This window comes from Allobosea sp. 2RAB26 (assembly GCF_052115465.1).
Lineage (GTDB): Bacteria > Pseudomonadota > Alphaproteobacteria > Rhizobiales > Beijerinckiaceae > Allobosea.
In genome coordinates, this window is the sequence record NZ_JBFRGS010000007.1 from 214,115 (window position 1) to 227,434 (window position 13,320).

Annotated in this window: 14 protein-coding genes; 7 read left to right on the forward strand and 7 right to left on the reverse strand. The window is 66.1% G+C overall.

All coding sequences use genetic code 11. The features are described 5' to 3' along the window. Window positions 1–42 precede the first annotated feature (42 nt). A complete protein-coding gene (gene hydA / locus AB4118_RS16155) occupies window positions 43–1,485 on the reverse strand; it encodes a dihydropyrimidinase (RefSeq protein WP_441490685.1) in 1,443 nt (480 codons plus the stop codon). Between hydA and AB4118_RS16160 the strand changes: the two genes are divergently transcribed. Then, the gene (locus AB4118_RS16160) at window positions 1,485–2,405 is read left to right on the forward strand and encodes an NHL repeat-containing protein (protein WP_441490686.1); all 921 of its coding nucleotides are present in this window, start codon (window positions 1,485–1,487) and stop codon (window positions 2,403–2,405) included. The two genes, hydA and AB4118_RS16160, sit on opposite strands and share 1 nt — an antisense overlap. Before the next feature lie 89 nt (window positions 2,406–2,494). On the opposite strand, the gene AB4118_RS16165 is transcribed toward AB4118_RS16160, so the two are convergent. From AB4118_RS16165 to AB4118_RS16190, 6 genes are all read right to left on the reverse strand, one after another. Continuing rightward, complete coding sequence (locus AB4118_RS16165) at window positions 2,495–3,169, reverse strand: amino acid ABC transporter permease (RefSeq protein ID WP_441490687.1); 675 nt, start codon at window positions 3,167–3,169, stop codon at window positions 2,495–2,497. Continuing rightward, window positions 3,169–3,843, reverse strand: coding sequence for an amino acid ABC transporter permease (locus AB4118_RS16170; protein WP_441490688.1), 675 nt, complete (start codon window positions 3,841–3,843; stop codon window positions 3,169–3,171). The genes AB4118_RS16165 and AB4118_RS16170 overlap by 1 nt, the downstream gene beginning before the upstream one ends. Before the next feature lie 9 nt (window positions 3,844–3,852). Continuing rightward, window positions 3,853–4,620, reverse strand: a complete 768-nt coding sequence (locus AB4118_RS16175; RefSeq protein WP_441490689.1) for an amino acid ABC transporter ATP-binding protein — start codon at window positions 4,618–4,620, stop codon at window positions 3,853–3,855. Then, on the reverse strand, window positions 4,617–5,441 hold the full coding sequence (locus AB4118_RS16180) for a substrate-binding periplasmic protein (protein ID WP_441490690.1): 825 nt from the start codon (window positions 5,439–5,441) through the stop codon (window positions 4,617–4,619). Before AB4118_RS16180 ends, AB4118_RS16175 begins: the two co-directional genes overlap by 4 nt. Before the next feature lie 159 nt (window positions 5,442–5,600). Then, a complete protein-coding gene (locus AB4118_RS16185; protein WP_441490691.1) occupies window positions 5,601–6,122 on the reverse strand; it encodes a LysR substrate-binding domain-containing protein in 522 nt (173 codons plus the stop codon). After that, window positions 6,065–6,565: a LysR family transcriptional regulator gene (locus AB4118_RS16190; protein ID WP_441490692.1), complete on the reverse strand. Its 501-nt coding sequence runs from the start codon at window positions 6,563–6,565 to the stop codon at window positions 6,065–6,067. Before AB4118_RS16190 ends, AB4118_RS16185 begins: the two co-directional genes overlap by 58 nt. A 120-nt stretch (window positions 6,566–6,685) precedes the next feature. Between AB4118_RS16190 and AB4118_RS16195 the strand changes: the two genes are divergently transcribed. From AB4118_RS16195 to AB4118_RS16220, 6 genes are all read left to right on the forward strand, one after another. After that, window positions 6,686–7,774, forward strand: a complete 1,089-nt coding sequence (locus tag AB4118_RS16195; RefSeq protein WP_441490693.1) for a DUF917 domain-containing protein — start codon at window positions 6,686–6,688, stop codon at window positions 7,772–7,774. A 150-nt stretch (window positions 7,775–7,924) separates the two neighbouring features. Continuing rightward, the gene (locus AB4118_RS16200; protein ID WP_441490694.1) at window positions 7,925–9,274 is read left to right on the forward strand and encodes a dihydroorotase; all 1,350 of its coding nucleotides are present in this window, start codon (window positions 7,925–7,927) and stop codon (window positions 9,272–9,274) included. A gap of 11 nt (window positions 9,275–9,285) precedes the next feature. Beyond that, entirely contained in the window at window positions 9,286–10,530 is a 1,245-nt protein-coding gene (locus AB4118_RS16205) for a Zn-dependent hydrolase (protein WP_441490695.1), read from the forward strand. A 4-nt stretch (window positions 10,531–10,534) separates the two neighbouring features. Further along, a complete protein-coding gene (locus AB4118_RS16210; RefSeq protein WP_441490696.1) occupies window positions 10,535–11,206 on the forward strand; it encodes a flavin reductase family protein in 672 nt (223 codons plus the stop codon). Further along, entirely contained in the window at window positions 11,203–11,892 is a 690-nt protein-coding gene (locus AB4118_RS16215; protein ID WP_441490697.1) for an aspartate/glutamate racemase family protein, read from the forward strand. Before AB4118_RS16210 ends, AB4118_RS16215 begins: the two co-directional genes overlap by 4 nt. Beyond that, window positions 11,889–13,313 (forward strand): FAD-binding oxidoreductase, encoded by a 1,425-nt coding sequence (locus tag AB4118_RS16220; protein ID WP_441490698.1) that lies wholly within the window; start codon window positions 11,889–11,891, stop codon window positions 13,311–13,313. Before AB4118_RS16215 ends, AB4118_RS16220 begins: the two co-directional genes overlap by 4 nt. Window positions 13,314–13,320 lie beyond the last annotated feature (7 nt).

Here is a 13,320-nt window from a genome sequence, read left to right on the forward strand (position 1 = left end):
GCCCCTGTCGTTCAGACAACGGCGCGTCTGCCAGAACCGGGCCTAACCAAATGGATTGAACGGCGTCGGGAAACGTCCGGTGGGAGCGATTTCCGCATAGGCCGATCGCGCAATCAGCTGTCCGGCTCCGGGCTGCGCAAGCACATTGGTGCCGTCGAAGATCAACTGGCCGCGCTGGTAGGTCGCAGTGGGGTAGCCGAGCACCTCGAGCCCCTCATAGGGCGTGTAGTCGCTGCCATGGTGCTGCAGCGCGTTGGTCAGGCGCATGCGCTTGGTCGGATCGAAGACGACGATATCGGCATCGGCGCCGATCGCGATGGAACCCTTGCGCGGGGCAAGCCCGAAACGGCGCGCCGGATTGGTCGCAACGAGCGAGACGAACGTGCGCAGATCGATGCGCCCCTTGGCGACCCCCTCGGAATAGAGAATCGGCAAGCGCGCTGCGAGGCCGGGAACGCCGTTCGGGATCTTGTTGAAGGGGGCCGTTTCGCCGTGCTGCTTCTTGCCGCGCGGATCGTCGAAACGCAGCGGCGAGTGATCGGACGAGACGATATCGATGACGCCGTCTCGGATGAGCTGCCAGAGCGCCTCGCGATCGGATGGCGGCCGCAGCGCCGGCGAGATCATGAACTTGGCGCCTTCGAAGCCCGGCCGGTCCATGTCGGATTCGCCGAGCACGAGATACTGCGTGCAGGTCTCCGCCCAGGCCTTCTGGCCGCGGGCCTGGGCCCGCGCCACCTCCTCCCCGGACTGTGCGCCCGAGACGTGGAAGACCTGGACCGGGGTGTCGAGCGCCTCCGCCAGCGCCAGAATGCGGTGGGTCGCTTCGCGTTCGACCACCATGGGTTTCGCCCAGGCAAGATGCTTTGGTGCGCTCAGCCCTGCCGCCAGCAGCGCCTGCGTCAGCCAGCCGATCAGTTCGTGATGTTCGGCATGCACGCAGACGAGTGCTCCGGCACGTCGCGCCGCCGCGAGCGTCTGCAGGATCTGCGCATCGGCGAGGCGATTGCTCTCATAGGTCATGAAGACCTTCACGGAGCGATGCCCCGCTGCAACCAGCGCCGGCAGTTCTCGCTCGATCACCTCGGGCGTCGGGTCGTTGATCAGCAGGTGAAAACCGTGATCGATGCGCGCCTGCTTCGCTTTCGCGCCATAGGCCGCAACCGCCTCGGCAAGCGACCCGCCGCGCGTCTGAGGCGCGTGGCAGACGATCGTTGTCGTGCCGCCCGCCGCAGCTGACGCTGTCCCGCTCGCAAAATCGTCGGCGATGTCGGCGCCGGACGAGAAGGGCTGGTCGAGATGCACATGCGTGTCGACCCCGCCCGGAAGGACCAGCAATCCCTTCGCATCGATATCGGTGTCGCCTCGAGGCAGACCGGCGCCGATCGCGGCAATCAACCCATCCTTGACGCCGACATCGCAAACAGAGATGTCGGACGCGGTCACCGTCGTTCCGCCACGAATGACGAGATCGAAATCGCTCATTGCAGTTCTCCGGTTCTGGCGGCTGGCTCGCCATTCACAAGCCGGCGCGGCTGCGCCGCAGTCTCGAGGGGATGATGAAGACGGAATTGCGCGTCCGGTTGGGCGAGCGGAGCTTTGGCGTCGAGCGGCCTTGGGGCGATTTGTCCCAAACGTCGGGAAAGATCACCGACGTCACGAACGATGCCGAAGGTCGCGCCTATGTGCTGCTGCGCTCCGACGTCGCGGTCGACGCTCCCGGCCCCTGCGTCGTGGTTCTCGACCGTGAGGGATGCCGGATCGCGAGCTGGGGCGAAGGTCTCTGCGTCGATGCGCACAAGATTGCGGCAGGCCCCGATGGCGTGATCGCCATTGTCGATCGTGATGCTCACCGCATCCTGTTCTGCGACCGGGATGGCGCGGTGCGGAGCCAGATCGGCGAGACGCATCAGCCGGGCGCGCCGTTCAGTCATCCCAGCGATATCGCCTTTGCCCCGGACGGAGGATTCTATGTGGCGGATGGCTATGGCCACGCGCTCGTGCATCGTTTCGACCGCGCCGGGCGGCATCTGTCGAGCTGGGGCTCCGTCGGCACGGCGCCGGGCGCGTTCCTGACGCCACATGGCATCTGCGTTCTCAGCGATGGCCGCGTGATCGTCGCCGATCGCGAGAACAGCCGCGTGCAGGCCTTCACAGCCACCGGCGATCTGCTCGCCATCTGGGATGGGTTTCTGCGGCCGCAGGATGTCGTCGCCGATGCCGCCGATCGCATCCATGTCTGCGATTCGATTCCCACGCTCAGCCTGCTCGCCCCTGATGGGAGCCTGCTCGGCCGCTGTCGTCCTGTGCTGAACGGTGCGCATGGCATGTGGCTCGCGCCGAACGGCGACATACTCCTTGCGGAGACCAGCCCCAACCGCCTGACGCGGCTGTTCCCGGTCTAAGGCATCGGCCCGAACGTTGGATTGCGGTGTTCGGGACAGCCGATGCGAACACGGATGACCTCGCCGCTGGTCCGGACGCGGGCCGGCACTCATCCGGCCTGCGCGACGGCCCTGTGCTGCAGGCGCGACACCATCCGGACGAACGGCCAGAACATCAGGAAATAGACGATCGCGACCGCAACCAGCGGCGTCGGGTTGTACAGAAGGCCCTGGGCGAGCTGCGCGGAACGCAGCAGTTCCTGCAGGGCGACGGCTGAGGCGATCGAGGTCTGTTTGACCAGCTCGACCGTGTTGCTGATCAGGTCGGGCAGCACATTGCGGGCGCCTTGCGGCACCACGACATAGGTCATGCTCTGGCGCCAGGTCAGCCCGGTGGAGCGCGCCGCTTCGCGCTGACCCTTCGGCACGGACTCGATGCCGGCACGGAAGATCTCGGCAAAGTAGCTGGACCCGTTGAGGGTCAGTGCGAGCACGGCGGCGGTGAACTCGTTCAGCTTCAGCCCGAGGAAGGGCAGGCCGAAGAAAATGAAGATCAGCAGCACCAGCGGCGGGATCGCCCGCATGACGTCGACATAGGCGACCAGCAGCATCCGCAGCAGCCTGCTGGGCGAATCCTGCGCCATCGCGATGGCGACACCACAGGCGACGGATAGCGGCACGGCGACCGCCGCAAGCGCCAGCGTCATCCAGAAGCCCTGCAGGAGCAGTGGCCAGACTTCCCGGAGGACGTCGATATTGAGAAATGTCGTGACGAGTTCGTCCATCACGACCTCGGATGAGCGTAAGCGCGTTCGAGCCAGCGCGTGAAGCGCACGAATGGCAGGAACAGGGCGAGGAACAGCAGCGCGCCAACGGTGAGGGCTGTCGGATTGGCGACGTTCGACTGAATGCTCGATGTCACATTGAGCAGTTCGGGGACCGCGACGACCGAGCCGAGCGTCGTGCCCTTGCTGATACCGATCGCGCGGTTGGTCAGGGGCGGGATCGAGATCCGCACGACCTGCGGCAGGATGATATGGACCAGCGTCTGGTTGAAGCCGAGGCCCGTCGAGCGCCCGGCTTCCCATTGGCCCTTGGCAACCGCATTGATGCCGGCCCAGAAGATCTCTTCGGAGAAGGCCGAGAGCACGATCGCCAGCGCCAGGACGGTGGCGGTGAACGGCCCCAGCATCAACCCGAAGGAGGGCAGCGCGAAATAGGCCAGCATGATCAGCACGAGCTGCGGGATCGAGCGAAAGAAATCGATATAGAGGATGATCAGCGCGTTCAGCGGCCTGAAGCCGTAAAGCCGCAGGATCGCGATGGCGAGGCCGAGCGGCACGCCGATCAGCACCGTCAGGATCGACATTTCGATGGTGATGAGGAAGCCGCGCAGGATATCCGGCCAATAGGCGGACATCAGCGAGAAGTCGAAGAAATAGCGGACGATCTGGTCCATGACGTGCTGTCAGGCCCTGGAGCGCGTGACGAAGTCGCGGATGCGCTGGTGTTGCGGCGAGACCAGAATGTCTTCCGGGGTGCCTTCCGCCAGCACGGCACCATGATCCATGAACACGACGCGGTCGGCCACGTCGCGCGCGAAATGCATCTCATGCGTCACGACGATCATGGTCATGCCCATCTCCTTGGTGCGGACCATGACGTTCAGGACCTCGCCCACGAGCTCAGGGTCCAGCGCCGAGGTCGGCTCGTCGAAAAGCATCACCTGAGGCTCCAGCGCCATGGCGCGGGCAATGCCGACGCGCTGCTGCTGACCGCCCGATAGTTGCGCCGGATAGGAGTCGGCCTTGTGCGCGAGCCCGACCAGTTCGAGATGCTGGCGCGCCTTCTGCTCGGCCTCGGCCTTTCCGAGGCCTGCCACCTTGCGCAGTGCCAGGGTCACGTTTCCCAGGGCGGTCTTGTGCGGATAGAGGTTGATGCCCTGGAAGACCATGCCGATGCGCCGGCGCAGCAGGTTGAGATCGACCTTGGCGCCGGTCACTTCCTCGCCGCCGACGCGGATGGTCCCTGCCGTCGGTTCCTCCAGCCGGTTGATGCAGCGCAGGCAGGTGCTCTTGCCCGAGCCGGACGAGCCGACGATCACGACGGCCTCGCCCTTGGCGACCCTGAGATCGACGCCGCGCAGGACCTCGACATTGCCGAAGCTCTTCCGCAGACCGTCTATGGCGACGATCGGGTCTGCGGATGCAGGCGTGATTGCGGTCGCCGACCTCACTTACAGACGGCCTTGTGCTCGGTCGCGTCATAGCCCTCGAAGTCCGGGGCACCGATGCCCGGATAGATCTTCGCCGAGGAGGACGAGGCGTCCGGCTTCACGCCGAACCATTTCTCATGGATCTTGGCGAGCGTTCCGTCCGTCTTGATGCATTCGAGGGCTTCCTCGACCTTGGCGCGAAACGCTGCGTCCTCCTTGCGGAAGGCGATGCCGAAATTGCGACCGCTGTCGAGCACGAACGCAACCTCGGCAGCGGGCGTCTGCGTCGAAACATAGCGCGAGACCGGTGCATCGGCGACGTTGGCGAAGGCACGGCCGATCATCACGGCCTGCACCGCGTCGGCATTCTTGTTGTAGCGCTGGATCGTATAGCCGTACTTGGCTTCGTTGTCGGTCAGCCACTTGTCGGAAATGCTACCATTGTTCACGGTCAGCGCCTTGCCCTTCAGCTCCTCGAGATTGGCGATCTTGCCGCCTTTCTTGACGAGGAAGCCGAGGCCGGTCGGCATGTAGGGCTCGCTGAACAGCATCTGCTGGGCGCGCTCCGGCGTGATGTTGGTCGGCGCCGGGATCATCTCATAGCGCTTGGAGAAGAGGCCGGCGAAGATCGCCGAGAAGTTCGAGTCGGTTACGTCGACGCCCGGGCGGCCCAGCTTCTGCGCCAGCGCCAGCGACATGTCATAGGTGAACCCGGTGGTCTCGCCGGCCGCCGTCTTGAAGCAGAATGGGGCAAAGCCGAGGTCGCAAGCCACTTTCAGCTTCTCATTGGCTGGATGATCGGCGTCCTGGGCCAGCACAGGGGTGACAAGGAGCGCCGCCACGGCGAATCCCTGAACAGCCGTGCGCGCCGCTTTGACCGACAAAAACCTCATCATCCTGCTCCCGTTAGATGTTGTCCCCGGGGGCCGCGATCGCCGCGCCTGTCGCTTGCAACGATCCGGCCGCCCAGAGGCAAAACTCTAACAGTGCGAATTCATGCCTTACCAATCACTTGTTGTCGGGTTGCCATAACCTTGTGTTAAGTCCCCGGCGTCGGCCTCCTCGCCATGTCCGCCAGGCGGAGGCGGGACAAGATCGCGCAGGATGTCGACGAAGGCGCGTGCCGTGCGTGACAGGGGTTCGTAGCGAAGTGTCAGCAGATGCGCGCGCACACGCGTCTTGGGCGCGAGCGGACGTGAGACCAGTTCGGGCCATGTCCGGCCGCGCAGGACGAATTCGTCGACAACGGCAACCCCCGCTCCGGCTCTGACCATCGCGCAGGCGACGGGGGTGAAGCGAACGACGGTGCTGATGCGAAGGGGCTCGGGGCCGCAAGCCAGTGCCCTTTGGACAATGTCTCCGTAGGGCGTCTGCGGCCCGAAACCGATCAGCGGATAGGGGGCGATATCGGCTGGCCGGACGACGCGCAATCGGGTCAGCGGGTGGTCGCGCGGCATGATCGCCATCAGGCGCCCCTCCGTGACCACCTCCGATTGAATGGTCGGCTCGTCCACCGGCAGCACGGAAACACCGAGATCGGCCGCGCACTGGTGATCTTGGCGATCACTTCGAGCAGCGTCAGGATCTCGAACTCCACGCGCAGATCGGAAAAGCGCCCGCGCAGCCGCGCGATCGCGTCGGGAACCATGGTCTGGCCGACGCTCGGGCTGGCGACGATGCGGACCGTGCCGGTCCCGCGCTCGCGCAGTTCCTCGGCGAGTTCGTTGACGCGCAGCACGCCCTGGTGGACCTGGTCGACCTCGGTGAAGAGGCGCCGCGCTTCCGGCGTCGGCTGGATCCGACCGCGGACGCGCTCGAACAGGCGCAACTCCAGCCGGTCCTCCGTATAGGCCAGGAGCCGGCTGATGGCTGGCTGCGAGACCGAGAGCAGGCGCGCCGCGCCGCTGATCGATCCGGTGATCATGATCGCGCGGAAAACTTCCAGCTGCCGCAGGTTCAATCGCATGCGAATAACATTCAGTTATGACCTCCAGCCGAATTAGCATGTTTGCTTGGACGTGCCGCCATCTAAGTTCGTCCGGGCTCGGCGGGATGCCGGCATGCCAGGTTGATTCGAGGCTGACCGATGGGACGTTTTCTGACGATTGGGGATGTCGAGGCGGCTATTGCAGGCGGCTCGATCTTTGCTGCGGGCGGCGGTGGCTGGGCCGAGCACGGGCGCATGCTGGGGACTGCAGCGGTGATGGCCGGCCGGCCGGAGTTGGTCTCGATCGAAGAGGCGCCGGACGACGCGATCATCGCGACCGCGGCTGCAATCGGCGCTCCTGCCGGCACGACGGACTGGGAGATGCAGGGCGTCGACTACGTCCGGGCCGTCCAGCTGCTGCAGGATGCGCTGGGCAAGCCAGTCTATGGCCTGATCATCGGCCAGAACGGCATGTCGAGCACGCTCAATGCCTGGCTCCCGAGCGCCCTCCTCGGCGTGAAGGTGATCGATGCCGTTGGTGATATCCGCGCCCATCCCACCGGCGACATGGGGTCGATCGGCCTTGCCAACAGCCCCGAGGCGACGATCCAGACGGCTGTCGGCGGCAATCGCGCCAAGAATTCCTATATCGAGCTCGTGACGCGCGGCGCGACGGGGAAGGTCTCGCCGATCCTGCGCACGGCCTCGGACATGTCGGGCGGGTTCATCGCGTCCTGCCGAAACCCGGTTCCGGCGTCCTATGTGCGCAAGCACGCGGCGCTCGGCGGTATTTCCATGGCGCTGGCGCTCGGGGAGCGCATCCTGGCCGCCACGCCCAAGGGCGGGCCCGCGGTCATCGACGCAATCTGCGACCAGGCCGGTGGATCGATTATCGGGCGTGGGACTGTTGTCCGCAAGGCGGTGCAGTACACCAGCGAAGCCTTTGATATCGGAACCATCCAGGTCGGCTCCGGCGCCGCGGCACGGATTCTCCATGTCATGAATGAGTACATGGCGGTGACCGATCTCGATGGCGCGCGCCTGGCGAGCTATCCCGATGTCATCACCACGCTCGGTTCGGATGGCCGGCCCATCAGCGTCGGCCATGTCACTGAGGGCATGGAGCTCTCGATCCTGCGCATTGCCAAGGATCGCATCCCGCTGAGCTCCAGCGTGACGGATCCGAGTGTCTACCCGATCGTAGAGAAGGCGCTCGGGATGGATTTCACGGGCTATGCGCTCGGGTGATCCGCCTGACGCGCACATGCACTGCTTCCGCTGTCGCGATAACGACCGATTATGGGCGACGGCGAAATTGGTATGTTTGGCTCTGAGGCCGAGCAGCTATCGTGACACGCATGGCCTGCGGGCCAGACAGCATCAACCGGGCATCTGACCATGAGTGATTTCGATCTCGTTCTTCGCGGCAATGTCGTTCTGTCCGACCAGATCATCGAGGATGGCTATGTCGCCGTCACTGGTGGCAAGGTCGGCGCTGTCGGTGCGGGTACACCGCCTTCGGCGCGCGAGACGCAGGATTTCCGCGGGCAGTGGATCATCCCGGGCGTGATCGACGGCCAGGTCCATTCCGGGAGCCAGGCCAACCACGAGGGCATCGGCATGTGCTCGCGCGCGGCCGCCGCCGGTGGCGTCACCGTCATGGTCGACATGCCCTATGACGAGCCCGAGCCGGTCACCAACGCCAGGCTTTTCAACGAGAAGGTCGCGATCGTCGAACGCGACGCACATGTCGATGTCGCGCTCTATGCCACGATCACCATCGAAAACGGCCTGCATGCCATTCCGGGCCTCGTCGATGCCGGCGCCTGCGCCTTCAAGTTCTCGACCTTCGAGGCGAACCCGACGCGCTTCCCGCGCATCGGCGACGACACGCTCTACGAGGCGTTCAAGCTGATCGAGCCGACGGGGCTCCTTTGCGGTGTCCACAACCAGGACCAGGAGATGACGCGCCGGAACATCGCGCGCCTGATCGAGGCCGGCGATACCGGCTCCGACGCCTTCCTGCGCGCCCATACCCCGCTGGTTGAGAACCTCGCCACGGCGCGGATCTACGAGATCGGCGCCGAGACCGGCGCCCGCGCCCATGCCGTCCATGTCTCGACCTCGCGCGGCTTCGAGATCTGCAACCTCTACAAGCGCGCCGGCTACAGGGCGACGGTCGAGAGCTGCGTGCAGTACTTCATGCTCAACGCCGAGGAGCACGCGCCTCGCTTCGGTGCCAAGATCAAGCACTACCCGCCGATCCGGCCGAAGGCGGAGAGCGAGCTGCTCTGGAGCCACCTCGCCGCCGGTCATTGCGACTTCATCTCCTCCGACCACGTCTCCTGGGGGCTGGAGAAGAAGGGCGACCCCAACATCTTCAAGAACACCTCCGGCGGTCCCGGCATCGAGACCCTGCTGCCGGCGCTGTGGACCGGCTGCGAGGAGCGCGGCATCTCCCCGACCATGGCGGTGAAGCAGCTTTGCGAAGGCCCGGCGAAGGCGTTCCTGCTCGCCGACAAGGGCCGTCTCGCGCCAGGCTCGGATGCCGACATCGTCGTGCTCGAGCCCGGCCGCTTCATCCATGATCCGAGCAAGAGCCTTGCGGCGGTGAAGTGGAGCTCGTTCGAGGGCCGCGAATTCCGCGTGCGGGTGGCTGCGACCTATGTCCGTGGCGCTCTTGCCTGGGATGGCGCGAAGATCTGCAACGAAGCGGGCGACGGCCGCTTCCTGCGGCCTGCGGCGTAAAGCGGCGAACGATGTCGATCGACGCAGAGCGTTTGTGGCGGCGTATCGAGGCGCTGTCCAAGATCACCGATCCCGATCGTCCCTGGACGCGGCGCTCCTTTACGCCGCGCTTCCTCGAAGGACGCAAATGGCTGGCGGCCGAGTTCCGCGCTGCCGGTCTGGAGACGACGATCGACGCAGGCGGCAATCTCGTCGGCCGCCTTGCGGGCGCCGATCCCTCGTTGAAGCCGATCATCATCGGCTCGCATTCCGACACGGTGCCCTCGGGCGGACGCTATGACGGGATTCTCGGCGTGCTGGCGGGACTGGAAGTCGCGCAAAGCTTCATCGAGCGCGGCGACCGGCTGCGGCATTCGCTCGAGGTTTACGATTTCCTGGCCGAGGAGCCGAGCGAGTTCGGCCTCTCCTGCATCGGCAGCCGTGCGCTTGCCGGTGCGCTCTCCGACGAGATGCTGGCGATGACGCGCCCCGACGGCATGACGCTGCGCGAGGGTATCGGCTTCGTCGGCGGCCGGCCCGACGAGATCGCCTCGGTGCGGCGTACCGCCGAGAGCGTCGCGGCCTATGTCGAGGTGCATATCGAGCAGGGGCGCGTGCTGGAGAGCGAGGGCACGGCGATCGGTGTCGTTACAGACATCGTCGGCATTCGGCGCGAGCGCATCATCGTGTCCGGGCGGGCCGACCACGCGGGTGCGACGCCGATGCCCTTGCGCGCCGATGCGCTCGTCGGCGCGGCCAAGCTGATCGAGGCCGCTTACGAGCGTGCCGGCGCGCGATCGAACGATCCCCAACCCCTGGTCGCCACCTTTGGTCGCATCGAGATCAGCCCCAATGCCGCCAATGCCGTGCCTGGTGAGGCGGTTCTGACGCTCGAGGTGCGTTCGGGCGACGAGGCGGCGGTCAAGGCGTTCGGCGAGGAACTGGTCAGCGATCTGAAGCCGGCACTGGCGGCGCTGCGTCTCACTGTGCGGTCGGAACCGATCAGCCATGTGCCGCCGACGGCCTGCGCGCCGGCCGTGCGCTCGGCGATCGCCGCTGCCGCGGCCTCGCTCGGTCTGTCGACGCGGGACCTGCCGAGTGGTGCCGGGCATGATGGCGTGTTCGTCGCCCGCACCGGTCCGATCGGCATGATCTTCGTGCCCTGTCTCGATGGCCGCAGCCACGCCCCGGAAGAGTCGATCGAGCCACAACAGGCCGGGGATGGCGCACGCGTCCTCGGTGAAACGGTGCGCCTGCTCGACGCGACCCTGGGTTGACGCGATGGAGTGGTCCGTCACCGATCTGGCCGAGCGCGATCTCTACAAGCTGCTCGTCAACACCGTGTTGCCGCGGCCGATCGCGCTCGTCACCACCGTGAATGCGCAGGGGCACGCCAATGCTGCGCCCTTCAGCTTCTTCAACGTCTTCAGCCACGCACCGCCGCTCGTCGTGCTTGGCATCGAAGGCCGCGATCTGGGGGATGCCCCGCTGAAGGATACGATGCGCAACATCCGCGCGACGGGGAGTTTCGTCGTCAACCTCGTCGACCGGGCGCTCGTCGACGCGATGCAGGTCTGCGCGATCGATTTTCCCGGCGATGTCGACGAGATCGCAGCCGCCGGGCTTGAAACAGCGCCCGGCCGCAAGGTCGCCGCGCCACGCCTCGCAGCGTCACCGGTCCAGCTCGAATGCCGCGAGACGGTGTCGCTGTCGCTGGGCACACGCCATCGCAACCTCGTCGTCGGCGAAATCCAGCACATCCATATTCGGGATGGCGCGGTCGATGAGCGGCTGCATGTCGACATCGACAAGCTCGACCTTGTCGGCCGCCTGCATGGTTCCGACTGGTATGTCACGATGCGCGACCGCTTCCAGGCGCCGCGCCAGACGCTCGACACCTGGCGCGCGCAACAGAGCGCGCTGCGTGCGAAGCCCGAAGGAGAGGCCCCGTGAGCGGCACGATCTTTGTCATCAACCCCAATTCGAACGGGGCAGTGACCGCCGGCATCGATACCGCGGTGGCGCCGCTGCGCTCGGTCGATGGTCCGCCGATCGAGTGCCTGACCCTGGCCGAGGGGCCTGCTGGCATCCAGTCCCAGCGCGATATCGACGGCCTGATACAGCCCATGCTGAGGCGGGCCGCCGCGCTGGAGAACGAGGCTTCGGCCTTCGTGATCGCCTGCTTCTCCGACCCGGGCATGTACGCGCTGCGCGAGCAGAGCGAGAAGCCGGTGCTGGGCATTGCCGAGTGCGGGGTCCTGACCGCTTTGACGCTGGGCCAGCGCTTCGGCGTGATCGCCATTCTGCCGGCCTCGATCCCGCGTCACTTGCGCTATTTCGGCGCGATGGGTGTGACGGACCGCCTGGCCGGCGATCTTTCGATCGGCCTGACGGTCGCCGAGCTTGCCGATGACGCGCGGACCATGGGACGGATGACCGATGTCGGGCGCACCTTGCGCGATACCCATCACGCCGATGTGCTGGTGATGGGCTGCGCCGGCATGGCGCGTTTCCGGGACCCGCTCGAGCAGGCGCTCGGCGTACCCGTGGTCGAGCCGACGCAGGCTGCGGTGACCATGGCGATCGGCCGCGCCCGGCTCGGCTGGGGCGGCCGCCCGCTTCGGGGACATGCCGCGTGACGGATCTAGTTGCGCGCCTCGCCGACATCGTCGGTGAGAGGCATGTGCTTGTCGATGCCGAAGCGCAGGCGCCGTTCCTGACGGATTGGCTCGGAAAATACAGGGGGGCTGCTGCCGCCATCGTCCGGCCCGGCTCGACCGAGGAGGTCGCGGCCGTGATGGCGCTTTGCACGGCGCGGAGGATTCCGGTCGTACCCCAGGGCGGCAACACCAGCATGTCGGGCGGCGCGACGCCGGATATGTCGGGGCGCGCCATCGTCGTGTCGCTGACGCGCATGAACCGCATCCGCGCGGTCGATCCGATCGGCAACACGATGACGGTCGATGCCGGCACAGTGCTCGCCAAGGTCCAGGAGGCCGCGAAAGCGGCTGGACGCTTCTTCCCGCTCAGCCTTGGAGCCGAGGGGAGCTGCACGATCGGCGGGAATCTTGCGGCCAATGCCGGCGGCGTCGCCGTGCTGCGCTACGGCACCATGCGTGAACTGACGCTCGGGCTCGAGGTCGTTCTGCCGGACGGAAGGATCTGGGATGGCCTCACCGCGCTGCGCAAGGATAATACCGGTTACGCCTTGCGGGATCTGTTCATCGGATCGGAAGGGACGCTGGGCGTCATCACCGGCGCGGTCCTGAAACTGTTTCCTCAACCCTTGGCGCGCGCGACCGCTTTCGTCGCCTTGCGCGACGCGAACGCTGCCCTGTCCTTGCTGTCTTCGGTGCGTGCGCGCTGTGGCGATCGCCTGACCGCCTTCGAATTCATGACCGGCGATTGCCTCTCGCTCATCCTGAAGCACAGCGCCGAGGCGCGGTTGCCGCTTGGCGCCGTTCCGCCTGCGGCGGTGCTGATCGAATTGTCCGATGCGGATGACGAGTTGGCGCTGACCGAGCGGCTCGAAGGCGCGCTGGCAGAAGCCGTCGAGACGGAGATCGTTCTCGACGCCGCCATCGCCCAGGATGGTGTGCAGGCCAAGGCGTTCTGGCGCATCCGCGAAGGCGTCTCGGAAGCGCTGGTGCGCGAAGGCAAGGCTGCCAAGCACGATGTCTCGGTGCCGGTCGCGGCCATGGCCGATTTCGTCGCAGCCACCGATGCGGCTGTCATCGCTGCTGCTCCCGGGGTGCGCCCCATCGTGTTCGGCCATCTCGGCGACGGCAACCTGCACTACAATCTGCTGCCGCGTATGGGACAGAGCGATGCGGACTTCGCCGCCCTCGCACCGGAACTCACCCGCATCGTTCATGACGAGACGTGCAAGCGCCGCGGATCGATCAGCGCCGAGCATGGCATCGGTCAGCTTCGGGTCGCGGAGATGCCGCGCTGCAAGGCGCCGATCGAGCTGGACCTGATGCGCTCGCTCAAGACCCTGTTCGACCCCCACAATCTGCTCAATCCGGGCAAGTTGCTGCCCGACCCCGTCGAGAACTGAGGATCAT

Bases quoted from the DNA above. Each gene is read 5' to 3' on its own strand.
- hydA (WP_441490685.1), bottom strand. From the start codon at position 1,485: ATGAGCGATTTCGATCTCGTCATTCGTGGCGGAACGACGGTGACCGCG.
- AB4118_RS16165 (WP_441490687.1), bottom strand. From the start codon at position 3,169: ATGGACGAACTCGTCACGACATTTCTCAATATCGACGTCCTCCGGGAA.
- AB4118_RS16170 (WP_441490688.1), bottom strand. From the start codon at position 3,843: ATGGACCAGATCGTCCGCTATTTCTTCGACTTCTCGCTGATGTCCGCC.
- AB4118_RS16190 (WP_441490692.1), bottom strand. From the start codon at position 6,565: ATGCGATTGAACCTGCGGCAGCTGGAAGTTTTCCGCGCGATCATGATC.
- AB4118_RS16195 (WP_441490693.1), top strand. From the start codon at position 6,686: ATGGGACGTTTTCTGACGATTGGGGATGTCGAGGCGGCTATTGCAGGC.
- AB4118_RS16200 (WP_441490694.1), top strand. From the start codon at position 7,925: ATGAGTGATTTCGATCTCGTTCTTCGCGGCAATGTCGTTCTGTCCGAC.
- AB4118_RS16205 (WP_441490695.1), top strand. From the start codon at position 9,286: ATGTCGATCGACGCAGAGCGTTTGTGGCGGCGTATCGAGGCGCTGTCC.
- AB4118_RS16210 (WP_441490696.1), top strand. From the start codon at position 10,535: ATGGAGTGGTCCGTCACCGATCTGGCCGAGCGCGATCTCTACAAGCTG.